Here is a 23,267-nt window from a genome sequence, read left to right as displayed (position 1 = left end):
CGGTACGGATAGCGTCTGCACTATGTCTGATGCTGCGCAGCCCACCGCTGCCGAGGTACGCGCCGCCGCCGAGGCGGTCAAGACCGCGCTCGACCGCCACCTGGCCGCGGTCGAACGCAGGTCGGGTGACGAAGACCCGGCCGTCTACGAGGCGTTCAACCAGCTGGCCGCGGCGGCGGAGACGTACGACGAACTGCTCTACGACCGCTACGACGAGGTCACGCCCTTCGAGATCCCCGGTGACGACTCGCTGCCGCCGTACACGGGTCCCGAGGAGCCGAACGCGATCAGCGTGATCATCCGCCGCGACTACGCCGTGGCCGAGCCGCAGCGGCTGCTGGCGCAGGCCCAGCGGGTGGAGGCCGCGGACTCCGAGGCCGTCCTGGGCACCGCCGAGGGCGCCTCCGGCACGGCGCACGGGGCGATCGGCATCCTGTTCGGCGAGTTCGAACCGGACGAGATCGCCTCCCGGCACAAGGAGTTCGGCCTGGAGGAGGGTGACTCGACTTTGTGGGTCACCGCCGCGGACGAGCCCGCCGACCCGGGCGAATGGCTGGACGCCCCCTTCGAGCACGTCGACCCGGAGCGGGTCGTCTGCCGTTTCGACGTCAGCGCGGTCTTCGACGACGAGGACGACGAGCTGGACGACGACGACCTCGACGAGGACGAGGACGAGGACCTCGACGAGGACGACTTCAGCGCGCCGCTCGACGAAGAGGACCTGGAACCGCTGGACGCGAACGACCGCTGAGGCCCGTGGGCGGACCGGCGGTCGCCGGTCCGCCCCGGTCGCATGCCGGGCGGGTCCCCGACGGCTGAGGCGTGTGTTCCAGGAGCGCTGGGAGTTCCAGGAGTTCCGGGATCTCAGCCGGCCGTTCCCTCCTGTGTCCCGGGATCCTGCGCCGGGGGCTGGAGCAGGGCGGGCAGGCGGGTCGTACGGGGCCTGGCCGGGATCTCGGCGACGGCACGGGGCAGTGCCTGCTCCACTCCGTGCACCACGGACAGATGCCGGGCGGCCCGGCTGAACGCCGTGTAGACCCACGGGCGGCTGAGCCCCTTGGCCGCGTCACCGGGCAGCACGACGACCACCGCGGGCCACCGGCCGCCGACGGCCTGGTGCGCGGTCAGCGCCCAGCCGTGCCGCAGTTGCGACTCCACCCGCTCCTTCGGGACCACCACGTGGGCGTCCGAGCAGGACAGGTGCAGTCCCTCGGCGTCGGCCTTCACCACCTGTCCGGGCAGCGTACGGCCCGGAGCGGGGGAGTAGGCGATCCGGTCGCCGGGGTCGAAACCGCCGAAGCGGCCGGGCCCCGGGTTGAGCCGCTCCTTCAGCGCGGCGTTCAGCGCGCGCGTGCCGGCCGCGCCGCCGTGACCCGGGGTGATCACCACGGTCTGCTCGGCCGGGATGCCGATCGCCCGCGGCACCGCGTCCGCGACGAGTTGCACGGTCCGGTGCACGGCCTCGCCCGCGTCCCGCACCGGGACGATCACCACCTCCTTGCCGGGCGCCGCCACCTGGTTCAGCTCGCCGGCGCCGACGCCGGAAACCAGCTCGCCCAGCGGGCCCGGATCCGGCAGGCGCGAGGCGATCTGCGGGCACACCCGCGCCGCCAGCAGATCCGCGAACACCCGACCCGGGCCCACCGACCACAGCACCGCCGGATCCCCGGCCAGCACCAGCCGCGCCCCGTCCGGCAGCGACTCGACCAGCAGGGCCGCCGTCTCCACGTCCAGTTGGGGCGCGTCGAGCACGACGAGGAGGTCCAGCGCGAGCGAACCGTCCTCGTCCCGGCCGGGGCCCTCGGCGCCGGACAGCAGTCCGGCCACGGTGGCGACGGCGGACTCGGGCGCCTCCGAGGGCTCCTGCGCCTGCGGGAGCCGCCCGAGAAGCTGCCCGAAGCCGTCCCGGCCGAGCGGGCTGTGGGCGGCGGCCCAGGCGCGCAGCCCGAGACGACCCGCCTCGACGAGCAGCCGCGCGGGCTCGACGCGGGACGCCTCCCCGCCGGTGTGCAGCACCAGTCCGTGCCCGGCCACGGCGCGGAGCAACTCGGCGGCGGAGCCCTGCGCGGAGGCGGCGGCCCGCTCCCAGTCCGTGGCCGAACCGCCTTCCTTCGGCGCGGAGTTGATCAGGCGGGCGAGTCCGTCGGCCAGACTCTCCTCGGCGAGCGCGTACCGCTCCAGGCCGACGAGGACGCGCACCGGACGCCCGCCGTCCTCGTCCGCCTCCTCGGTGGCCGGGGCGTCCTCCAGGGCGTCCTGGAACACCAGGGCCTCGCCCTCCGCCAGCGTGCCGTTCAGGGCCGCCTCGGGGTCGGGCACCGCCCGCTGGGCCAGGGCGGCGGTCAGGGCCGGGGCTTCCAGGGCCGTGTGCCCGGCGAGGGCGGCCTGCTCCAGCAGCCACACGGTGAAGGCCCGCCCGCGGCGCTCGTCGTCCGGGCCGCACTCGGCGCCGAGCAGGGCGCGCGCGAACCCGTCGGCCTGCTCCGGCCGTACGCCGGTGACGTGGAGCAACTGCCAGGGGTCGGCGTGCAGCCGCTCCTCCGCGCCCTCGCCGAGGGCGGCGGCGACCTGGGGGGCGAGCGTCTCCGGTGCGCCGCCCTGGGCCAGCACCCGGCGCACCGCCTGGACGGTCTCCGGCGCCGGCCCGGCGGGCGCGGTGGTGGCCTCGGGCGCCACGGTCCTCGGCCGCGGTGCCGGTTCGGGGGCGGAGCGGCGCGGTGCGGGCTCGGGCTCGGCGAAGACGGTGGCCGAGGGCTTCTCACCGCTCTCCACGGCCCGCACGGCGGCCAGCAGGTCGGCCGCCGTGCCGCTGAGCTTGCCGCCGCTCTCGATCTGCCCCTTCCGCTCGGCCTTCCGCTGCTCGATCCGCTCCCGCTCGACCCGCTGAGCCGCCAACTCGGCCTCGGCCTCGGACCTCTTGCCCCCGTCCGAGCCGTCCGAGCCGTCCGATTCGTCCGAGCCGTCCGAGCCGTCCGAGGGCTCCGCCTCCGCGCCGGACCGCCCGTCCTCCGCCGAGTCACCGCCGCCCGCGCTCGCGCCGTCCTCCGGGGCGACGCCCCCGCCCGAGGCCGCACCGGCCTCGGAGGCGCCGTCCTCCGAGTTCGCCCCGCCGTCCGAGGCGCCGCCTTCCCCGGCCCCCTCGGCTTCCGAGGCGCCGCTCCCGGCGCTCGTTCCGGCCCCGGAGGCGTCCCCCTCCGCAGCCGCCCCGCCCTCCGACGCGCTGTTCCCCGACATCCCGCCCCCCGGCGTACCGCCCTCCCCGACCGGGCCGTCGTGGCGGAGGCCGTCGTCCGCCCCGGGGTCCGGGGTGCCAGGCCCCGTCTGTTCCGTGGTCTCCGGCTCCGTGCTCACAGCGTGCTCCAGTCGTGATCGGGATAGCGGTGCACGGGCTCCGACACGTCGTCGAGCGCCCGGCAGATCTCGTCAGGAAGACTAAGCGCCTCCACTGACAACACCGCCGTGAGCTGCTGCGCGTTGCGGGTACCGACGATCGGCGCCGTCACGCCCGGCCGGTCGCGGACCCAGGCGAGGGCCACCTGGAGCGGGGTCACCGCCAGCCCGTCCGCCGCCGTGGACACCGCGTCCACGATGCGGCCCGCCGTGTCGTCCAGGTACGGCTCGACGAACGGCGCCAGGTGTTCCGAGGCGCCCCGCGAGTCCGGCGGCGTCGCGTTGCGGTACTTGCCGGTCAGCACGCCGCGGCCCAGCGGTGAGGACGGCAGCAGGCCGACGCCCAGGTCCAGCGCGGCGGGCAGCACCTCGCGCTCCACGCCGCGTTGCAGCAGCGAGTACTCCATCTGCGTGCTCGCCAGCCGCGTCCGGGTGCCGGGCGCCGCGAGCTGCCAGGTCGCGGCCTTGGCCAGCTGCCAGCCGCAGAAGTTGGAGACGCCCGCGTAGCGCACCCGGCCGCTGCCGACGGCGAGGTCGACCGCGTGGAGGGTCTCCTCCAGCGGTGTGTGCGGGTCGAAGGCGTGGACGTGCCACACGTCGACGTAGTCCGTGCCGAGGCGGGCGAGGGAGGCGTCCAGCGCGGCCAGCAGATGGCCGCGGGAGCCGTCGAAACGCCGGTCCGGGTCCGGCACGCTGCCCGCCTTGGTCGAGAGGACCAGGTCACGGCGGGGCACGAGGCCGTCCATGAGCAGCCCGAGCAGGTACTCGGCCTGTCCGTCGCCGTACACGTCCGCCGTGTCCACGAGGGTGCCGCCCGCCTCCCAGAACACCTTCAGCATGTCCGCGGCGTCGTGCTCGTCGGTGTCCCGGCCCCAGGTGAGGGTGCCGAGGCCGATGCGGGACACGCGCAGGCCCGTACGGCCGAGATGCCTCTGCTCCATGGTCGCGAGATTACTGGCCACGGCTGGTACGTGGGTGACCTGTGGACAACCCGGTCCCCGCCCGTCGGGGCGGCGCCGCGAACCGGCCGTCCCGCAGGTCGTGCACTGCCATGTGCCGTGGCGCCGCGCTAGTGTTCCCCGCACAACGGACGTTACTGATCGGTAAGGGGAACGGCATGCAGCTCGGGATCAACCTCGGCTACTGGGGTGCCGGCATGGACGCGGACAACCTGGCCGTCGCGCAGGAGGCGGACCGGCTCGGATACGCCGTGTGCTGGGCGGCCGAGGCCTACGGCTCGGACGCGGCCACCGTGCTCACCTGGGTCGCAGCGCAGACCGAGCGCATCGACGTGGGCTCGGCCATCTTCCAGATCCCCGCCCGGCAGCCCGCGATGACGGCGATGACGGCCGCCACGCTGGACTCGCTGTCCGGCGGCCGCTTCCGGCTCGGCCTCGGCGTCTCCGGCCCGCAGGTGTCCGAGGGCTGGTACGGCGTGAAGTTCGACAAGCCGCTGGCCCGCACCCGCGAGTACGTCGAGATCGTCCGCAGGGCGATGACGCGGGAACGGCTGACGTACGACGGCGAGCACTGGACGCTGCCGCTGCCGGGCGGTCCCGGCAAGCCGATCAAGCTGACCGTGCACCCGCAGCGTGAGCACATCCCGCTCTACATCGCCGCCATCGGCCCGAGGAACCTGGAGCAGACCGGCGAGATCGCCGACGGCGCGCTGCTCATCTTCCCCTCCGCCGACCACCTCGAGGAGACGGCGGTCAAGCACCTGCGCGCCGGCCGCGAGAAGGCCGGCAAGAGCCTGGACGGCTTCGACGTCTGCCCGACCCTGCCGCTGGCCGTCGGCGACGACAAGGACGTGTCCCGCCTCGCCGACACCTTCCGCCCCTACACCGCGCTGTACGTCGGCGGCATGGGCAGCCGCAAGCAGAACTTCTACAACCAGCTCGCCCGTCGCATGGGCTACGAGAAGGAGGCCGCCGAGATCCAGGAGAAGTACCTGTCCGGCGACAAGCAGGGCGCCGCGGCCGCCGTACCGCAGCAGCTCATCGACCAGACCACACTGCTCGGCTCCGTCGACCGGATCGCGGACCGCATGAAGGCCTACGCCGCGGCGGGGGTGACCACGCTGACCCTCGCCCCCGCGGGCTTCACGCTGGAGGAGCGGCTGGCCTCGCTGCGGGCCGGCACCGAGGCTCTGGAGCGTGCCGGGCTGGCGTGATCGCCCGCCGCGACACGGCAGGCGGCGGGGCGGTATGTCGGTGGCTTTTCGCGGCCGTGGTGGGGGCTCGGGGGTCTTCCCCGCCACGGCCGTCATGGAGAACAACGCGCCCGCCGCCGCGCGGTTACGCCCGTGTCCGGCCCCGTTCCGGTCGCCCCGCCGCCCGCCGCACGCTCCTCCGTTCGGCGTAGTGCGCCCTCACCCCTGTTGCGGCACCCCCGCGGTCGCATTCGACTCGAGCTGCGCGGCAGTCGGGCAGGGAGGCGGCCCGCGGTGCTTTGGCCCGGAAGCCTGTTCCAGGAGATCCTCGACCACGACGAGTCCTTCCGGCTGTTCCGCTCCATGGCGGCCGGCGGGGAGGCGCGGGGCGGCCGGGAGAACGGCCGGATCGCGGCGCTCGTACCGTCCGGCGAGCGCGGCCTCGCCCCGAAGATCGCCCGCCACGGGGCGGACGAGGACAAGCCCGGCCGGATCCGCGCCCTGCCGTGCAAGCGCGGTGAGTGCGCCTCGCCGCCGGGTACCGCCGGACCATCCGGCGGACGCTGCACGCGTACGCGCTCGCCGGGATCCGCGTCCACCGCGACGTCAGCCTGGCCGTCATGTCCCGTATGGGCCGCAACCTCGGCCGGTCCGCGGCCAGGTCGGCGCTCCTCGCGGCCGGCATCCACGCCGTGTACGCCTACGAGCGGCTGGAGGGCCGGCGCCGGATGACGACCCCGCGCATGCCCGAGCGCCGCGACGCCCTCGGCGGACCCGCTGCCCAGGCGCCCGCGTTCGCCTGACGGGTGACACGGGACCTACAGCCAGCCCTGCCGTTTGAACAGCCGGTACAGCAGCATCTCCAGAGCGGCCATCAGCAGGATCACCGCCGGGTAGGACCAGAGCCAGTGCAGCTCCGGCATGTGCGCGAAGTTCATGCCGTAGATACCGGCGATCATCGTGGGCACCGCGGCCATGGCCGCCCACGCGGAGATCTTCCGCATGTCGTCGTTCTGCTGGACGCCGGTCTGCGCGAGGTGCGCCGACAGGATGTCCGAGACCAGCCGGTCCAGGCTCTCCACCGAGTCGTTGACCCGGGTCAGATGGTCGCTGACGTCCCGGAAGAACGGCCGCGCCTTGTCGTCCACGAAGGGCACGGCCGGGGTGAACAGGCTCGTGCCGGTGCCGCCCAGGCGGGACATCGGCAGCGCCAGCGGGCCCGTCGCCCGCCGGAACTCCGTGATCCGGCGTTTGAAGGCGTAGATGCGTGAGGCGGAGTGCCGCGAGCCGCCGTCCGGCGAGAAGACCTCCGCCTCCAGCTCCTCCAGGTCCGTCTGGAGCTCGGCGGCCACGTCCAGGTAGTGGTCGACGGTGGTGTCGGCGATGGCGTACAGCACGGCGGTCGGGCCGTGGCCGAGCGTCTCCGGCTCCTGTTCGAGACGGCGCCGTACGGCGGCAAGCCCGTCGCCCTCGCCGTGGCGGACCGTCACCACGAACGAGTCGCCCAGGAAGATCATGATCTCGCCGGTGGAGACGGCGTCGCTGCGCGGCTCGTACACCACGGGCTTGAGCACCGCGAACAGGGAGTCGTCGTAGACCTCCAGCTTGGGCCGCTGATGCGCCTTCAGGGCGTCCTCGACCGCCAGGGGATGCAACGCGAACTCCTCGGTGACCAGGCCGAACTCGTCCTCGCCCGGCTCGTGCAGCCCCACCCACACGAAACCCCCGGCGGCCCGCGCCGCGGCCAGGGCGTCGGCGAGGTCGGCGAAGCCCGGTGTGCGGTGGCCGTCACGGTAGACGGCGCAGTCGACGATCACAGAGCGTGTTCTCCCTTCGTCCGGTCGCCACCCGAAGCGTTCGTACGCCTACCCTGGCCGCATGCCCACGCTGATCCTCGTCAGGCACGGACGTTCCACCGCCAACACCGCCGGACTGCTCGCCGGCTGGACCCCCGGGGTCGCCCTGGACGAACGCGGCACCGCGCAGGCCGCGGCGCTGCCGGGGCGGCTCGGCGGACTGCCGATCGCCGAAGTCGTCACCAGTCCGCTGCAGCGCTGCCGGGAAACCGTACGACCGCTGCTGGACGCCCGGCCGGAACTGACCGCGCACACGGACGAGCGGATCGGCGAGTGCCACTACGGTGACTGGTCCGGCCGCAAGCTCGCCGAGCTCAAGGACGAGCCGCTGATGGAGGTGGTGCAGGCGCATCCCTCGGCGGCCGCGTTCCCCGGGGGCGAGTCCATGCGCGCGATGCAGACCCGTGCCGCCGAGGCGGTGCGCGAGTGGAACGCGCGCGTGGAGCGCGACCACGGCGCCGACGCCGTCTACCTGATGTGCTCCCACGGTGACATCATCAAGTCCCTCGTGGCGGACGCGCTCGGCCTTCATCTGGACCTCTTCCAGAGGATCTCCGTCGAACCCTGTTCCGTCACCGCGATCCGCTACACCAGGTTGCGGCCCTTCCTGGTACGGCTCGGCGACACCGGGGACTTCGCGTCCCTGGCACCGCGTGAGGAGCCGGAGGGCGACGACGCACCGGTCGGGGGCGGCGCGGGCGCACCGTGATCGTCGGCCGCAGTAGGGTGAAGCGGTCGCCCTCGACTTCCCGATTCAGACGTTCTCACGATTCCCATGGAGACAGGACGTGTCCCGTCAGGTGTTCCTCTACGACCCCCCGGACCGCTTCGTGGCCGGCACGGTCGGACTGCCCGGGCGCCGTACGTTCTTCCTCCAGGCCACCGCAGGCCCCCGGGTGACCAGCGTGGCCCTGGAGAAGACCCAGGTCGCCGCGCTCGCCGAGCGCATGGACGAACTGCTGGACGAGGTGCTGCGCCGCAGCGGCGGCAGCGCCGCCGTGCCCGCCATGGCGCCCAGCGAGATCGCCGACACCGGCCCGCTGGACACTCCCATCGAGGAGGAGTTCCGGGTGGGCACCATGGCGCTCGCCTGGGACGGTGAGGAACAGCGCATGATCGTCGAGGCGCAGGCCCTCGTCGAGCTCGACGCGGAGTCCGAGGAGGACCTCGCCGAGGCCGAGGAGCGGCTGCTGCAGGACGAGGAGAACGGTCCCCCGATGCTGCGGGTCCGGCTCACCGGCGCGCAGGCGAGGGCCTTCGCCAAGCGCGCCCTCGACGTCGTCAACGCCGGGCGGCCGCCGTGCCCGCTGTGCAGCCTCCCGCTCGACCCGGAAGGACACGTATGTCCGCGCCAGAACGGATACCGCCGCGGAGCGTGACGCCCGGCGCCGAGCCCGCGGAACTGCTCGCCCAGGGTGAGCTGACCGTGCGCGGCCGCATCCGCGAGGCCTCCAACGCGGCACTGTTCTGCACGGTCGCGTACGACGGCCGGGAGGCGTCCTGCGTGTACAAGCCGGTCGCCGGGGAGCGGCCGCTGTGGGACTTCCCCGACGGCACCCTCGCCGCCCGCGAGGTGGCGGCGTACGAGGTCTCCGAGGCGACCGGCTGGTCCCTGGTGCCGCCCACCGTGCTGCGCGACGGCCCGTACGGCGAGGGCATGGTCCAGCTGTGGATCGAGGCGACCCCGGAAGCCGAACTGCTCGCGCTGCTGGACGCCGAGGAACCCGGACCGGGCTGGAAGGCGATCGGCTTCGCCGAGGTCGGCGAGGGGCGCACGGCGCTGCTGGTGCACGCCGACGACGAGCGGCTGCGACGGATGGCCGTGCTGGACGCCGTGATCAACAACGCCGACCGCAAGGGCGGCCACCTGCTGCCGACCCCGGAGGGACACCTCTACGGCATCGACCACGGCGTCACCTTCAACGTCGAGAACAAGCTGCGCACCCTCCTGTGGGGCTGGGCGGGCGAACCGCTCCCGCCGGAGGTCCTGGCCGTCCTCAAGGCCCTGGAGGACACGCTCCGCGACGGCGCCCCCCTCGCGACCCGGCTGGCCGCCCTGATCACCCCGGCCGAACTCGACGCCACCCGCGCACGCGTGACCGCGCTGCTCACCTCCGGCGCACACCCCGAGCCGAGCGGCGAGTGGCCGGCGATCCCATGGCCGCCGGTCTGAGAGAACAGGGGTCAACCAGCCCTCCGGGGTGGTCCGGTTCGTAGATGGGACCGCGGTCCGGTTACGCTCATGACATGCATGCCTGGCCCGCTTCCGAAGTCCCCGCCCTGCCTGGTGAGGGCCGCGACCTCAGGATCCACGACACCGCGACCGGTGGCCTGGTCACACTCGACCCCGGTCCCGTCGCCCGTATCTATGTCTGCGGCATCACGCCGTACGACGCCACCCACATGGGGCACGCGGCGACCTACAACGCGTTCGACCTCGTGCAGCGCGTGTGGCTCGACACCAAGCGGCAGGTTCACTACGTCCAGAATGTGACCGACGTCGACGATCCCCTGCTGGAGCGGGCGCAGCGCGACGACGTCGACTGGGTGGAGCTGGCCGAGCAGGAGACGGCCCTGTTCCGTGAGGACATGACGGCCCTGCGGATGCTGCCGCCCCGGCACTACATCGGCGCCGTGGAGGCCATACCCGGCATCGTCCCGCTGGTCGAACGACTGCGCGACCTGGGGGCGGCGTACGAGCTCGACGGGGACGTGTACTTCTCCGTCGAGTCCGACCCCCACTTCGGCGAGGTCTCCCGCCTCGACGCGGCGGCCATGCGGCTGCTTTCGGCCGAGCGCGGCGGCGACCCGGACCGCCCGGGCAAGAAGAACCCGCTCGACCCGATGCTGTGGATGGCCGCCCGGGACGGCGAGCCGAGCTGGGACGGGGGCTCCCTCGGCCGTGGCCGGCCCGGCTGGCACATCGAGTGCGTGGCCATCGCCCTGGACCACCTCGGCATGGGCTTCGAGGTGCAGGGCGGCGGCTCCGACCTCGCCTTCCCGCACCACGAGATGGGCGCCTCGCACGCCCAGGTGCTCACCGGCGAGTTCCCCATGGCCAAGGCGTACGTCCACGCCGGCATGGTCGCGCTCGACGGCGAGAAGATGTCCAAGTCCAAGGGCAACCTGGTCTTCGTCTCGCAGCTCAGGCGCGACGGCGTCGACCCCGCCGCCATCCGCCTCGCGCTCCTCGCCCACCACTACCGCTCCGACTGGGAGTGGACCGACCGGGTGCTCCAGGAAGCCGGCGAGCGTCTGGACCGCTGGCGCGCGGCCGTCTCCCGGCCCGACGGCCCGTCCGCGGACGCGCTGGTCGAGGAGATCCGCGACGCCCTCGCCGACGACCTGAACGCCCCGGCGGCCCTCGCCGCGGTCGACCGCTGGGTGGCCCTCCAGCAGGAGCACGGCGGCGAGGACACCGGCGCCCCCGGCCTCGTCTCGCGCGCCGTGGACGCCCTGCTGGGCGTGGCTCTCTGACCCGACCGGCCGGACACGGCATCAGGGGCGGTGCGCGTCACGCGCACCGCCCCTGATCCGTTCACTCCTCCGACGCGTCGTCCCCGTCGTCCGGCTCCGCCTTCGGCGGTCGTGGCGGTCGTGACCGTCCGCCGGGGCCGTCCCGCAGATACGAGCCGCCGTCGCCGCCGTCCGCCGTGGCGTGGCCGCCCGACGACGGGCCGCCGTCCCGGCGCCGCAGATACCGCTCGAACTCACGGGCGATCGCCTCGCCCGACGCCTCCGGCAGCTCGGCGGTGTCCCGGGCCTCCTCCAGCGTCTGGACGTACTCCGCGACCTCGCTGTCCTCGGCGGCCAGCTGGTCCACGCCCACCTGCCAGGCACGCGCGTCCTCCGGCAGCTCGCCCAGCGGAATGCGCAGGTCCAGCAGGTCCTCCAGACGGTTGAGGAGGGCCAGCGTGGCCTTCGGATTCGGCGGCTGCGACACGTAGTGCGGAACCGCCGCCCACAGCGAGACGGCCGGGACACCCGCGTGCGTGCAGGCCTCCTGGAGGATCCCGACGATGCCCGTCGGCCCCTCGTACTTGGTCTCCTCCAGGTCCATGCGGCGGGCCAGATCCGTGTCCGACGTGGTCCCGCTGATGGGGACCGGACGCGTGTGCGGGGTGTCACCGAGCAGCGCGCCCAGGATGACCACCAGCTCCACACCCAGCTCGTGCGCGAAGCCGAGCAGTTCGTTGCAGAACGAGCGCCAGCGCATGGACGGTTCGATGCCGCGGACCAGCACCAGGTCGCGCGGCTTGTCGCCGCCGACCCGGACCACCGACAACCTGGTCGTCGGCCAGGTGATCTTACGCACGCCGCCGTCCATGAACACGGTCGGGCGGTTGACCTGGAAGTCGTAGTAGTCCTCGGCGTCCAGTGCCGCGAACACCTCGCCCTTCCACTCCTTCTCCAGATGCGCGACCGCGGTGGAGGCGGCGTCGCCGGCATCGTTCCAGCCCTCGAACGCGGCCACCATGACCGGGTCGATCAGCTCGGGAACCCCCTCGAGCTCGATCACCCAGCGCCTCCTTCCGACGTGCCCTCGCCTGACCCACCAACCTTACGGCGTTCGGCGGGGGCGTCCGCAGCCCCCTTGCACGGGGGAGTGAACGGATCACTGCCCCGTCCGAGTCCTTCGAACACCCATGATCGCCGCCCCCGGCGGCCCCGCCCGTCCTCCGGTCCGCACCTCCGATGGATCACCGGGCCGAGCGCAGCCACTGCTCCACGCTCGCGATGTGCACCGTCGCCCACGAACGAGCCGCCTCCGCGTCCCGGTCGCGCAGCGCGCCGAGGATCGCGCGGTGCTCGCGCAGCGTGCGGCCGACCGCGTCCCGCCGGTCCAGTCCGCGCCAGACGCGGGCCCGGGTGGCGGGCCCGGACAACCCGTCGAGCAGGGAGCACAGGACCGAGTTGCCGCAGCCCCGCCCGATGCCCCGGTGGAACTCCAGATCGCAGGCGACCAGCTCCTCCACCGAGGGATCGCCGCCGAGCGCGTCCAACCGGGCTTCGAGCACGTCCAGTTGCTCCTCGCTGATGCGGGACGCCGCCATCGCGGTCGCGGCCGGCTCCAGGATGCGGCGCACCGCCAGGAATTCCAGCATCGTGTCGTCGCGGTGGAAGTCGACGACGAACCCCAGTGCCTCCAGAAGCAGTTGAGGATCCAGGCTGGTGACGTACGTGCCGTCGCCCTGCCGCACGTCCAGGATCCGGATCAGGGACAGCGCCCGCACGGCCTCCCGCAGGGAGTTGCGCGACAGCCCCAGTTCGGCGGCGAGTTCGCTCTCCTTGGGCAGCCGGTCGCCGGGTCGCAGCGCACCGGAGACGATCATCCCCTTGATCTTCTCGATCGCCTCGTCGGTCACCGCCATGACCGGCCTCCCCAGGGCGCTCAGACATCGGATGTCTCGGCCCATTATGGAGGTTCCCCGGACCGGCCCGGGAGGAAAACGCACAGCTCGGCGCCGCAGTCGGCACCCCTTGCGGGGGAGCCGGCCGCGGCGCCGGCCCGGCGGCTTTGCTCACTGCCCGTCGGGCCGCCTCCGGCCGAGCAGGTCCCGCACCTTCGCCCGTACCTCGTCCGTGGCCAGGCCGCGGATCGTCAGCGTCGTACGCCGGCGCAGCACGTCGTCCGCCGTCCGGGCCCACTCGTGGTCCCGGGCCCAGACGACCTGCGCCCAGATCTCCGGGGCGTCCGGGTGGACCCGCTCGCCCAGCTCCGGGTTCTCGTTGGCCAGCCGGGCGATGTCGAAGGCCAGCGAACCGTAGTGCGTGGCCAGGTGCTTGGCGGTGTCGGCCGCCATGCGCGGACCGGGCGCCGGACGGTCCACCAGGAGCCGGTGGGCGACCGCCCGCGGGTTGGCGATGCCCGGCAGCGGCAGCCGCTTCGGCAGGGAGGAGATCGGCTCGAAGTCCTCGCCCAGCGGGGCGCTCGGCAGGGACTCCAGCTTCCTCATCACCGTCCGGCCGATGTGCCGGAAGGTGGTCCACTTGCCGCCGGCCACGGACAGCATGCCGCCCCTGCCCTCCGTCACCACCGTCTCGCGCCTGGCCTTGGCGGTGTCCCCGGGGCCGCCCGGCAGCACCCGCAGCCCGGCGAACGCGTACGTGATCAGGTCGCGGTCGAGCTGCCGGTCGCGTACGGAGAACGCGGCCTCGTCGAGTATCTGGGCGATGTCCTTGTCGTCGACCGCCACATCGGCCGGGTCGCCCTCGTACTCCTGGTCGGTCGTGCCGAGCAGCAGCATGTCCTCCCAGGGGAGGGCGAAGGTGATGCGGTACTTGTCGATCGGCGTGGCCAGCGCGGCCTTCCACGGGGAGGTGCGCTTCAGCACCAGGTGGGCGCCCTTGGACAGGCGGATCGACGGCGCCGCGTTCGGATCCTCCATCCTGCGCAGGTGGTCCACCCAGGGGCCGGTCGCGTTCAGCACCAGGCGGGCGTCCACCCCGAACTCCTCGCCGGACAGCCGGTCCCTCAGCTCGGCGCCGGTGACCCGGCCCCGGGTGAAGCGCAGACCGGTCACCTCGGCGTGGTTGAGGACGACCGCGCCCGACTCGACGGCGGCGCGGACCGTCATCAGCGCCATGCGCGCGTCGTTCATCTGGTCGTCGCCGTAGACGGCCACCGCCCTGAGGTCCTCGGTGCGCAGCTCCGGCACGTCCTGCGCGGCCCTCGCCGGGCTGAGCAGGTGGCCCACACCGTCGCCGAAGGCGGACAGCGCGGAGTAGGCGAACACACCCGCCCCGAGCTTCGCCGCGCCGTGCGGCCCGCCCTTGTACACGGGGAGGTAGAAGGTGAGCGGGTTCGCCAGATGGGGAGCCACCTGGCGGGAGACCGCACGGCGCTCGAAGTGGTTCTCCGCCACCAGCTTCACCGCGCCGGTCTGCAGATAGCGCAGGCCCCCGTGGAGCAGCTTGGAGGAGGCGGAGGAGGTGGCGCCGGCGAAGTCGCCGGCGTCGACCAGGGCCACCCTGAGACCGGACTGCGCGGCGTGCCAGGCGGTGGAGATGCCCAGGATGCCGCCGCCGATCACGAGGAGGTCGTAGGCCGCCCTCGAGAGCTGCTCCCGGGTCTCGGCACGGCTCGGGTTCGGACCGAAGGACGGAACCGTTCCCAGGGCGGGCACGGACTGCAGGGTGGACTGACCGGTCATCGCTTGTTCTTGCTCCTCGTCAGCTTTCGTCAGCTTTCATCGGTTTTCATCAGCTCTCGTCGTCGAGCCAGCCCATGGTCCTCTCGACGGCCTTGAGCCAGTTCTTGTACTCACGGTCGCGGATGTCCGCGTCCATGCGGGGGGTCCATTCGGCGGCCCGGCGCCAGTTGGCGCGCAGGTCGTCGGTGCTGCTCCAGAAACCGACGGCGAGACCGGCGGCGTAGGCGGCACCGAGGCAGGTGGTCTCGGCGACCATCGGGCGCACCACGGGGGCGTCCAGGAAGTCCGCGAGCATCTGCATCAGCAGGTTGTTGGAGGTCATGCCGCCGTCGACCTTCAGCGCCGTCAGCTCGACACCGGAGTCCTTGGTCATGGCGTCCGCGATCTCCCGCGTCTGCCAGGCGGTGGCCTCCAGGACGGCGCGCGCGAGGTGCGCCTTGGTCACGTACCGCGTCAGGCCGGCGATCACCCCGCGGGCGTCGGAGCGCCAGTACGGGGCGAACAGGCCGGAGAAGGCGGGCACGAAGTAGGCGCCGCCGTTGTCCTCGACCGACAGCGCGAGCGTCTCGATCTCGGCGGCGGTGGAGATCAGGCCCATCTGGTCGCGCATCCACTGCACCAGGGAGCCGGTGACCGCGATCGAGCCCTCCAGGGCGTAGACCGGCTTGTCGTCGCCGATCCGGTAGCCGACGGTGGTCAGCAGTCCGCTGTACGAGTTGATGATCTTGTCGCCGGTGTTCATCACCATGAAGGTGCCGGTGCCGTACGTCGACTTGGTCTCGCCCTCGGAGAAGCAGGTCTGGCCGAACAGGGCCGCCTGCTGGTCACCGAGCGCCGAGGCGACCGGGATGCCGCCGAGCAGGTCGCCCAGCTTGCCGCCCTTGATCTCGCCGTAGACCTCGGCGGAGGAACGGATCTCGGGCAGCATCCGCGTCGGTACGCCGATCGACTCGGCGATCTTCTGGTCCCACTCCATGGTGTGCAGGTTCATCAGGAGGGTCCGGGAGGCGTTGGTGACGTCCGTGACGTGCTTGCCGCCGTCCGTGCCACCGGTCAGGTTCCAGATGACCCAGGTGTCCATGGTCCCGAACAGCAGGTCGCCCGCCTCGGCGCGCTCGCGCAGTCCCTCGACGTTGTCGAGCAGCCAGCGGGCCTTGGGACCGGCGAAGTAGGAGGCGAGGGGGAGGCCGGTCTCGCGGCGGAAGCGGTCCTGGCCGACGTTGCGGCCCAGTTCCTTGCACAGGGCGTCGGTGCGGGTGTCCTGCCAGACGATGGCGTTGTGGACGGGCTCACCGGTGTTCCGGTCCCACAGCACGGTGGTCTCGCGCTGGTTGGTGATGCCGATGGCCTTGATGTCGTCGCGGGTGATGCCGGCCTTCGCGATGGCTCCGGCGACGACCTCCTGCACGTTGGTCCAGATCTCGGTGGCGTTGTGTTCGACCCAGCCCGGCTTGGGGAAGATCTGTTCGTGTTCCTTCTGGTCGACCGAGACGATCCGGCCGTCCCGGTCGAAGACGATGCAGCGGCTCGAGGTGGTGCCCTGGTCGATGGCGGCGATGAAGGGCCCTTGGCCGTGGGATGCGAGGCCGGCGGTGTGGGCGTCCGTCACTGTCTGCTCCTGGGGTCCGTGGTCGATGGGGCGGGGGTACGGCGTTCGGGGTGCGGCGCGGTGCGCGGTGCGCGAGGGCTCGGAGAGCGGTGCCCGTCAGGCGAAGGCGGCGTTGTAGATGCCGGCGCCGATGGCGCCGCCGATGAGCGGGCCGACCACCGGGATCCAGGCGTAGCCCCAGTCGGATCCGCCCTTGTTGGGCAGCGGCAGCAGGGCGTGGACGATGCGGGGGCCGAGGTCACGGGCGGGGTTGATGGCGTAGCCCGTGGGACCGCCGAGGGAGAGACCGATCGAGACGACGACGAGGGCGGTGATCAGGCCGCCGAGGACGCCGAGGCCGTTGCCCTGGTCGTTCAGGCCCTGGGTGAGGACCGCGAGGATCAGCACGACGGTGCCGACGATCTCCGTGGCGAGGTTCTGCGCCGCGTGCCGGATCTCGGGGCCGGTGGAGAAGATGCCGAGGACGGGGCCCGCGCCCTTCTCCTGGGCCTCGACCGCCTTGGCGGCGGTGGTCTGGGCGCCGGGGCCGCCGACGATCTCCCGGTCGGTGAGGTGGGCGTGGAACTGGCCGTAGTAGGCCACCCAGACCAGGGTCGCGCCGATCATGGCGCCGAGCATCTGGCCGCCGAGGTAGGTCGGCACGTTGGTCCAGTCGCCGTTCTTGATGGCCAGGGCGACGGTCACGGCCGGGTTGAGGTGGGCACCGGAGAGCGGGCCCGAGATGTACACGGCCGTCATCACGGCGAAACCCCACCCGAAGGCGATGGCGAGCCAGCCGGCGTTGCGGGCCTTGGAGGCCTTCAGCGTCACCGCGGCGCAGACGCCGCCGCCGAGCAGGATGAGTACGGCGGTACCGATGGTCTCGCCGATGAAGATGTCGGAGCTGGACACCCGCGACTCCTTTGTCCTTCGTCCAGAGGTAGCCGAACCCCGGGTCCCTCCGTCCGGGAGCTCGCGCCCTCGTGGGTGAGGGCGATGCCGGCCCTTGGCGTTGTCACACTCTAGCGCGTATTACCGCAAGGTGTTCGACAATGCCGACCGTTGGACGGGAGTCTCGCCTCGCACCACGCGGCCGTCAAGGCCCCCGGTACCGAAACCGCGATCGTTACTGATCGCGAAGGGTCCGGGGGGCGGCGCCCGGCGTGAGCGGGCGCGGTGACGAGCCGCGTGGGTGCGACGGCGGGCCGTGCAGGTGTGACGGCAGGCCCGCGAGGGAGTGATGGCGGGCCGCGTGGGTGCGACGGCGGGCCACATGGGTGCGGAGGCTGACTGCGCGGGTGGCGGGTCGCGAGGGCACGGCGGCCGGCCTAGCGGGCATGGTGAAGGCAGTCGCGCCCAGAGGCGTACCGACCCGGTCGTACGGGCGGGGCGCAGGGGCTCCGCCCCTGGTCGTACGGGACGTGAGCAGGGCCCCGCGCCCGGTTGCGCGGGACGCGGCCCGCGGCTTCCTGCGGCGGTCAGAAACGCCCGGCGCCCAGGTCGCGGGAGACCGCGCGGGCGCAGTCCCGGACCGCCGCGACGAGTTCGTGGCGCAGGTCGCCCTCGCGGCACACCCGCTCCACGGCGCCGGTGATGCCGACCGCGCCGACCGGCATCCGCCGCCGGTCGTGAATGGGCGCGGCGATGGAGGCGACGCCCTCCCAGGTCTCCTCGACGTCGGCGGCGTAGCCACGCGCGCGCGTGAGGTCGAGGATGTGCTCGAAGTCGTCGATCCCGCACACGGTGCGGTCCGTGAACGCCTTGCGGTCGGTCTCGACCGCCTCACTGTGCGCCACCGGGTCGTACGCCGCCAGCACCTTGCCCAGAGCCGTGCAGTGCAGCGGCTGCATCGCCCCGATCTCCAGCACCTGCCGACTGTCGTCCGGGCGGAAGACGTGGTGCACGATCAGCACGCCGTGCTGGTGCAGCACGCCCAGGTACACGCTCTCCCCGCTGGACCGGGCCAGGTCGTCCGTCCACACCAGCGCGCGGGCCCGCAGTTCGTGGACGTCGAGGTAGGTGGTGCCCAGGCGCAGCAGCTCCGCGCCCAGCTGGTACCGGCCGGAGGCCTCGTCCTGTTCGACGAAGCCCTCGTGCTGGAGGGTGCGCAGGATGCCGTGGGCGGTGCCCTTGGCGAGGCCCAGTGAGGAGGCGATGTCCGACAGGCCCAGCCGCCGCTCACCGCCCGCCAGCAACCGCAGCATCGCGGCCGCCCGCTCGAGCGACTGGATGTTCCGTGCCATCGCCGTCCTGCCTCCGTCCCCTTCGACCGCCGGCGGACGACTCTCGTCGTGGCGCCCGTTCGGCAATGCCGAACACTACCGGTCCGTGCCGATCCCCCGCCAATGGTCGGCCGTCACCTGTCGCGCGACCCCGCCACCCGGGGTGTTCCGACCGTCATCCTCGTCCGCTTGGTGGACGCCGTGACCGTCAGGGGCCGGTCCCGGCTACCCTGGCGGCGTGCGCCTCGCCCGGGCAGCGCTGTGCTCGCTCCCGGGAACGCGCAAAGCCGACAGCCGTCGCACCCCAAGGGAGCCCCTTCATGGCCGCGTTGCCGCCGACCCCTTCCGCCGACAGCCGGACCCGTGCGTCCGCCCTGCGTGAGGCACTCGCCACCCGTGTGGTGGTCGCCGACGGAGCGATGGGCACCATGCTTCAGGCCCAGGAGCCCTCGCTGGACGACTTCCAGCAGCTGGAGGGCTGCAACGAGGTCCTGAACGTCACCCGCCCCGACATCGTCCGTTCGGTCCACGCCGCCTACTTCGAGGCCGGCGTGGACTGCGTGGAGACCAACACGTTCGGGGCCAACCTGACCGCCCTGGGCGAGTACGACATCGCCGAGCGGGTCGCCGAGCTGTCCGAGGCGGGCGCCCGTATCGCCCGTGAGGCGGCGGACGTGTTCACCGCCGCGGACGGCCGCCCCCGCTGGGTGCTGGGCTCCATGGGCCCGGGTACGAAGCTGCCGACGCTCGGCCACACCACCTTCGCCGCCATCCGCGACGCCTACCGGCAGAACGCCGAGGGCCTGCTCGCCGGAGGCGCGGACGCGCTGCTGGTGGAGACCACCCAGGACCTGCTCCAGACCAAGGCCTCCGTCATCGCGGCCCGCCGCGCGATGGAGACCGCCGGGTACGAGGTCCCGCTGATCGTGTCGGTGACGGTGGAGACGACCGGCACCATGCTGCTGGGCTCGGAGATCGGCGCCGCGCTGACGGCGCTGGAGCCGCTGGGCGTCGACATGATCGGCCTGAACTGCGCCACCGGCCCCGCCGAGATGAGCGAGCACCTGCGCTACCTGTCCCGGCACGCGCGCGTCCCGCTGTCGTGCATGCCGAACGCCGGTCTCCCCGTGCTGACCAAGGACGGCGCGCACTACCCGCTGACGGCGCCGGAGCTGGCCGACGCGCAGGGCCACTTCGTCCGCGACTACGGACTGTCCCTGGTGGGCGGCTGCTGCGGCACCACGCCGGAGCACCTGCGCCAGGTGGTCGAGCGGGTGCGGGACCTGTCCCCGGTGGAGCGCAGCCCGCGCCCGGAGCCGGGCGCGGCCTCCCTGTACCAGACCGTGCCCTTCCGCCAGGACACGTCCTACCTGGCGATCGGCGAGCGGACGAACGCCAACGGGTCGAAGAAGTTCCGTGAGGCCATGCTCGAGGGCCGCTGGGACGACTGCGTGGAGCTGGCGCGCGAGCAGATCCGCGAGGGCGCGCACATGCTGGACCTGTGCGTGGACTACGTCGGCCGGGACGGGGTCGCGGACATGCGGGAGCTGGCGGGCCGGTTCGCCACGGCCTCGACGCTGCCGATCGTGCTGGACTCCACCGAGGTGGACGTGATCCGGGCCGGGCTGGAGCAGCTGGGCGGCCGCGCGGTGATCAACTCGGTGAACTACGAGGACGGCGACGGACCCGAGTCGCGGTTCGCGCGGGTGACGGCCCTGGCGCGGGAGCACGGGGCGGCGCTGATCGCGCTGACCATCGACGAGGAGGGCCAGGCCCGTACCGCCGAGAAGAAGGTGGAGATCGCCGAGCGGCTGATCGCGGACCTGACCGGCAACTGGGGCATCCGTGAGGAGGACATCCTCGTCGACTGCCTGACCTTCACCATCTGCACCGGCCAGGAGGAGTCCCGGGGCGACGGTGTGGCCACCATCGAGGGCATCCGGGAGCTGAAGCGGCGGCACCCGGAGGTGCAGACCACGCTGGGCCTGTCGAACATCTCCTTCGGTCTGAACCCGGCCGCCCGGATCCTGCTGAACAGCGTGTTCCTGGACGAGTGCGTCAAGGCGGGCCTGGACTCGGCGATCGTGCACGCCAGCAAGATCCTGCCGATCGCCCGCTTCGACGAGGAGCAGGTCACCACCGCGCTCGACCTGATCCACGACCGCCGCCGCGAGGGCTACGACCCGCTGCAGAAGCTCATGCAGCTGTTCGAGGGCGCCACGGCGAAGTCGCTGAAGGCCGGCAAGGCCGAGGAACTGGCCGCGCTGCCGCTGGAGGAGCGCCTGAAGCGGCGGATCATCGACGGCGAGAAGAACGGCCTGGAGCAGGACCTGGACGAGGCCCTGGAGACGCGCAAGGCCCTGGACATCGTCAACGACACCCTGCTGGACGGCATGAAGGTGGTCGGTGAGCTGTTCGGCTCCGGGCAGATGCAGCTGCCGTTCGTGCTCCAGTCGGCCGAGGTGATGAAGAACGCGGTCGCCCACCTGGAGCCGCACATGGAGAAGACCGACGAGGCGGGCAAGGGCACGATCGTGCTGGCGACCGTACGCGGTGACGTGCACGACATCGGCAAGAACCTCGTCGACATCATCCTGTCCAACAACGGCTACAACGTGGTCAACCTGGGCATCAAGCAGCCGGTCTCGGCGATCCTGGAGGCGGCCGAGGAGCACCGGGCCGACGTGATCGGCATGTCCGGGCTGCTGGTGAAGTCCACGGTGATCATGAAGGAGAACCTGGAGGAGCTCAACGCCCGCGGCCTGGCGACCGGCTACCCGGTCATCCTCGGCGGCGCCGCCCTGACCCGCGCCTATGTCGAACAGGACCTGCACGAGCTGTACGACGGGGAGGTCCGCTACGCCCGCGACGCGTTCGAGGGCCTGCGCCTGATGGACGCCCTGATCGGGGTCAAGCGGGGCGTGCCCGGGGCGAAGCTGCCCGAACTCCGGCAGCGCCGGGTGCGGGCCGCCACCGCCCAGGCGGTCGAGGAGCAGCGGCCGGAGGAGGGGCACGTCCGCTCCGACGTGGCCACCGACAACCCGGTGCCCGAGCCGCCGTTCTGGGGCACGCGGGTGATCAAGGGCATCCAGCTCAAGGAGTACGCGTCCTGGCTGGACGAGGGCGCCCTGTTCAAGGGCCAGTGGGGGCTCAAGCAGGCCCGCACCGGCTCCGGGCCCACCTACGAGGAACTCGTCGAGAGCGAGGGCCGGCCCCGGCTGCGCGGCCTGCTGGAGAGGCTTCAGACGGACGGCCTGCTGGAGGCCGCCGTGGTCCACGGCTACTTCCCCTGCGTGTCCAAGGACGACGACCTGATCATCCTGGACGACCAGGGCAACGAGCGCACCCGCTTCACCTTCCCCCGCCAGCGCCGCGGCCGCCGGCTGTGCCTGGCGGACTTCTTCCGCCCGGAGGAGTCGGGGGAGAGGGACGTGGTCGGCTTCCAGGTCGTCACCGTCGGCTCCAGGATCGGCGAGGAGACCGCCCGGCTGTTCGCCGCCGACTCCTACCGCGACTATCTGGAGCTGCACGGGCTGTCCGTGCAGCTGGCCGAGGCCCTCGCCGAGTACTGGCACGCCCGGGTGCGCGCCGAGCTGGGCTTCGCCGGTGAGGACCCCGCCGACATCGAGGACATGTTCGCCCTGAAGTACCGGGGCGCCCGGTTCTCGCTCGGCTACGGCGCCTGCCCCGACCTGGAGGACCGTGCCAAGATCGCCGACCTCCTCCGCCCCGAGCGGATCGGCGTCCACCTGTCCGAGGAGTTCCAGCTCCATCCCGAACAGTCCACCGACGCCATCGTGATCCACCACCCGGAGGCCAAGTACTTCAACGCCCGCTGACCCGGGGTTTCCCCTGGTCACCGGCGCGGTCGAGAGGTCCTGCGGGACGGTGCGGAGGGCAGCGGACCGCGGACCGGCCGTCCTCGCGCGCCACCCCGGTGCCGTCGTGCGCCGATGCCGTTGCGGGCGGTTCGTGCGGGCATTTCGGTTGTGGGCGTCGTACAATTGTCGGTCCATCGCAGGCCGGTTCCCCGTGTGGGAACCGGCCTGATCGTCCCTCAAGGAGGTATGCGCGGATGACCAGCACGGTACCGGCGCTCGGAACCCGTACGGCCGAAGGCTCAGCCTTGCAGGCCGTGCTCCTGGACATGGACGGAACCCTGGTGGACACCGAGGGCTTCTGGTGGGACGTCGAGGTGGAGGTGTTCGCCGCCCTCGGACACAGGCTCGACGACTCCTGGAGACACGTCGTCGTCGGTGGTCCCATGACCCGCAGCGCGGGCTTCCTCATCGAGGCCACCGGCGCCGCCGTCACCCTCGCCGAGGTCACCACCCTGCTGAACGAGGGCTTCGAGGCCCGTATCGACGGCGCGCTGCCCCTGATGCCGGGTGCCGCACGGCTGCTGGCCGAACTGTCCGAGCAGCGGATCCCCACCGCCCTGGTCTCCGCCTCCCACCGCCGCATCATCGACCGGGTCCTGACCTCGCTCGGCCCCCAGCACTTCGCCCTGTCCGTGGCCGGCGACGAGGTCCTGCGCACCAAGCCGCACCCCGACCCCTACCTGCTGGCCGCCGCGGGCCTCGGCGCGGACCCCACCCGGTGCGCCGTGATCGAGGACACCGTCACCGGAGTCGCCGCGGCGGAGGCCGCCGGCTGCCGGGTCGTCGCCGTCCCCTCGGTCGCCCCCATCCCCCCGGCCTTCCGGCGGACCGTCGTCCCCACCCTCGAAGACGTGGACCTGTCATTTCTGCGCGGTCTGATGACAGAAATGCGCTAACCGTTCACCCAGCGTGCCAAGTCCCGCGGAAAAGGCCCACGAACCGGATGTCCGAGCGAATTCAAAGCTCGCCGTATGGCCGAATTCCGGCACTCGTTCCCCTACTTGTGCGTGTGACGTTCCCCACT

17 protein-coding genes and 1 pseudogene are annotated in these 23,267 nt (G+C 72.5%); 9 read left to right on the top strand and 9 right to left on the bottom strand.

The genetic code is table 11. From position 1 onward, the window contains the following. The first annotated feature begins 22 nt into the window (after positions 1-22). Positions 23-751, top strand: a complete 729-nt coding sequence (locus ACIQMV_RS01355; RefSeq protein ID WP_402590228.1) for a hypothetical protein — start codon at positions 23-25, stop codon at positions 749-751. 113 nt (positions 752-864) lie between these two features. Here ACIQMV_RS01355 and ACIQMV_RS01350 read toward each other — a convergent pair whose 3' ends face one another. Further along, positions 865-3,351, bottom strand: coding sequence for a helix-hairpin-helix domain-containing protein (locus tag ACIQMV_RS01350; protein WP_402590226.1), 2,487 nt, complete (start codon positions 3,349-3,351; stop codon positions 865-867). After that, entirely contained in the window at positions 3,348-4,331 is a 984-nt protein-coding gene (locus ACIQMV_RS01345; RefSeq protein ID WP_141362484.1) for an aldo/keto reductase, read from the bottom strand. The genes ACIQMV_RS01350 and ACIQMV_RS01345 overlap by 4 nt, the downstream gene beginning before the upstream one ends. 176 nt (positions 4,332-4,507) lie before the next feature. On the opposite strand from ACIQMV_RS01345, the gene ACIQMV_RS01340 reads away from it, so the two are divergent. After that, a complete protein-coding gene (locus ACIQMV_RS01340; protein ID WP_402590223.1) occupies positions 4,508-5,563 on the top strand; it encodes an LLM class F420-dependent oxidoreductase in 1,056 nt (351 codons plus the stop codon). A gap of 273 nt (positions 5,564-5,836) precedes the next feature. After that, positions 5,837-6,345, top strand: a pseudogene (locus tag ACIQMV_RS01335) (hypothetical protein). A 15-nt stretch (positions 6,346-6,360) separates the two neighbouring features. Here ACIQMV_RS01335 and ACIQMV_RS01330 read toward each other — a convergent pair. Next, positions 6,361-7,359, bottom strand: coding sequence for a magnesium and cobalt transport protein CorA (locus ACIQMV_RS01330; protein WP_402590221.1), 999 nt, complete (start codon positions 7,357-7,359; stop codon positions 6,361-6,363). Between the two features lie 61 nt (positions 7,360-7,420). Between ACIQMV_RS01330 and ACIQMV_RS01325 the strand changes: the two genes are divergently transcribed. The 4 genes from ACIQMV_RS01325 (at position 7,421) to mshC (ending at position 10,875) form a co-directional block, all read left to right on the top strand. Beyond that, positions 7,421-8,107: a histidine phosphatase family protein gene (locus ACIQMV_RS01325; protein ID WP_141362490.1), complete on the top strand. Its 687-nt coding sequence runs from the start codon at positions 7,421-7,423 to the stop codon at positions 8,105-8,107. Positions 8,108-8,186: 79 nt separating this feature from the next. Then, positions 8,187-8,777, top strand: a complete 591-nt coding sequence (locus ACIQMV_RS01320; RefSeq protein ID WP_141362492.1) for a DUF3090 domain-containing protein — start codon at positions 8,187-8,189, stop codon at positions 8,775-8,777. Next, positions 8,741-9,571, top strand: coding sequence for an SCO1664 family protein (locus ACIQMV_RS01315; RefSeq protein ID WP_402590219.1), 831 nt, complete (start codon positions 8,741-8,743; stop codon positions 9,569-9,571). Before ACIQMV_RS01320 ends, ACIQMV_RS01315 begins: the two co-directional genes overlap by 37 nt. A 74-nt stretch (positions 9,572-9,645) precedes the next feature. Then, entirely contained in the window at positions 9,646-10,875 is a 1,230-nt protein-coding gene (gene mshC, locus ACIQMV_RS01310) for a cysteine--1-D-myo-inosityl 2-amino-2-deoxy-alpha-D-glucopyranoside ligase (protein ID WP_402590217.1), read from the top strand. Positions 10,876-10,936: 61 nt separating this feature from the next. Here mshC and ACIQMV_RS01305 read toward each other — a convergent pair whose 3' ends face one another. The 6 genes from ACIQMV_RS01305 to ACIQMV_RS01280 all read right to left on the bottom strand — a co-directional run bounded on the left by ACIQMV_RS01305 (position 10,937) and on the right by ACIQMV_RS01280 (position 18,383). Further along, on the bottom strand, positions 10,937-11,917 hold the full coding sequence (locus tag ACIQMV_RS01305; RefSeq protein ID WP_402590215.1) for a PAC2 family protein: 981 nt from the start codon (positions 11,915-11,917) through the stop codon (positions 10,937-10,939). A 181-nt stretch (positions 11,918-12,098) separates the two neighbouring features. After that, a complete protein-coding gene (locus ACIQMV_RS01300) occupies positions 12,099-12,770 on the bottom strand; it encodes a FadR/GntR family transcriptional regulator (RefSeq protein ID WP_402590213.1) in 672 nt (223 codons plus the stop codon). A 150-nt stretch (positions 12,771-12,920) separates the two neighbouring features. Beyond that, the gene (locus tag ACIQMV_RS01295; protein ID WP_402590211.1) at positions 12,921-14,552 is read right to left on the bottom strand and encodes an FAD-dependent oxidoreductase; all 1,632 of its coding nucleotides are present in this window, start codon (positions 14,550-14,552) and stop codon (positions 12,921-12,923) included. 49 nt (positions 14,553-14,601) lie between these two features. Then, positions 14,602-16,161: a glycerol kinase GlpK gene (glpK, locus tag ACIQMV_RS01290; protein ID WP_402590210.1), complete on the bottom strand. Its 1,560-nt coding sequence runs from the start codon at positions 16,159-16,161 to the stop codon at positions 14,602-14,604. Between the two features lie 96 nt (positions 16,162-16,257). Continuing rightward, on the bottom strand, positions 16,258-17,052 hold the full coding sequence (locus ACIQMV_RS01285) for an MIP/aquaporin family protein (RefSeq protein ID WP_402590208.1): 795 nt from the start codon (positions 17,050-17,052) through the stop codon (positions 16,258-16,260). A 566-nt stretch (positions 17,053-17,618) separates the two neighbouring features. Then, positions 17,619-18,383, bottom strand: coding sequence for an IclR family transcriptional regulator (locus ACIQMV_RS01280; protein ID WP_402590206.1), 765 nt, complete (start codon positions 18,381-18,383; stop codon positions 17,619-17,621). 299 nt (positions 18,384-18,682) lie between these two features. On the opposite strand from ACIQMV_RS01280, the gene metH reads away from it, so the two are divergent. Both metH and ACIQMV_RS01270 read left to right on the top strand, forming a co-directional pair. Beyond that, positions 18,683-22,201, top strand: coding sequence for a methionine synthase (gene metH / locus ACIQMV_RS01275; RefSeq protein WP_402590204.1), 3,519 nt, complete (start codon positions 18,683-18,685; stop codon positions 22,199-22,201). 236 nt (positions 22,202-22,437) lie between these two features. After that, positions 22,438-23,139 (top strand): HAD family phosphatase, encoded by a 702-nt coding sequence (locus ACIQMV_RS01270; RefSeq protein ID WP_141362510.1) that lies wholly within the window; start codon positions 22,438-22,440, stop codon positions 23,137-23,139. The last annotated feature ends 128 nt before the right edge of the window (positions 23,140-23,267 follow it).

The organism is Streptomyces sp. NPDC091412 (assembly GCF_044756885.1).
Classification (GTDB): Bacteria; Actinomycetota; Actinomycetes; order Streptomycetales; family Streptomycetaceae; genus Streptomyces.
This window is presented reverse-complemented; position numbering and strand designations above follow the sequence as displayed.

Bases quoted from the DNA above. Each gene is read 5' to 3' on its own strand.
- ACIQMV_RS01355 (WP_402590228.1), top strand. From the start codon at position 23: ATGTCTGATGCTGCGCAGCCCACCGCTGCCGAGGTACGCGCCGCCGCC.
- ACIQMV_RS01345 (WP_141362484.1), bottom strand. From the start codon at position 4,331: ATGGAGCAGAGGCATCTCGGCCGTACGGGCCTGCGCGTGTCCCGCATC.
- ACIQMV_RS01340 (WP_402590223.1), top strand. From the start codon at position 4,508: ATGCAGCTCGGGATCAACCTCGGCTACTGGGGTGCCGGCATGGACGCG.
- ACIQMV_RS01325 (WP_141362490.1), top strand. From the start codon at position 7,421: ATGCCCACGCTGATCCTCGTCAGGCACGGACGTTCCACCGCCAACACC.
- ACIQMV_RS01315 (WP_402590219.1), top strand. From the start codon at position 8,741: ATGTCCGCGCCAGAACGGATACCGCCGCGGAGCGTGACGCCCGGCGCC.
- mshC (WP_402590217.1), top strand. From the start codon at position 9,646: ATGCATGCCTGGCCCGCTTCCGAAGTCCCCGCCCTGCCTGGTGAGGGC.
- ACIQMV_RS01300 (WP_402590213.1), bottom strand. From the start codon at position 12,770: ATGGCGGTGACCGACGAGGCGATCGAGAAGATCAAGGGGATGATCGTC.
- ACIQMV_RS01295 (WP_402590211.1), bottom strand. From the start codon at position 14,552: ATGACCGGTCAGTCCACCCTGCAGTCCGTGCCCGCCCTGGGAACGGTT.
- ACIQMV_RS01280 (WP_402590206.1), bottom strand. From the start codon at position 18,383: ATGGCACGGAACATCCAGTCGCTCGAGCGGGCGGCCGCGATGCTGCGG.
- metH (WP_402590204.1), top strand. From the start codon at position 18,683: ATGGCCGCGTTGCCGCCGACCCCTTCCGCCGACAGCCGGACCCGTGCG.
- ACIQMV_RS01270 (WP_141362510.1), top strand. From the start codon at position 22,438: ATGACCAGCACGGTACCGGCGCTCGGAACCCGTACGGCCGAAGGCTCA.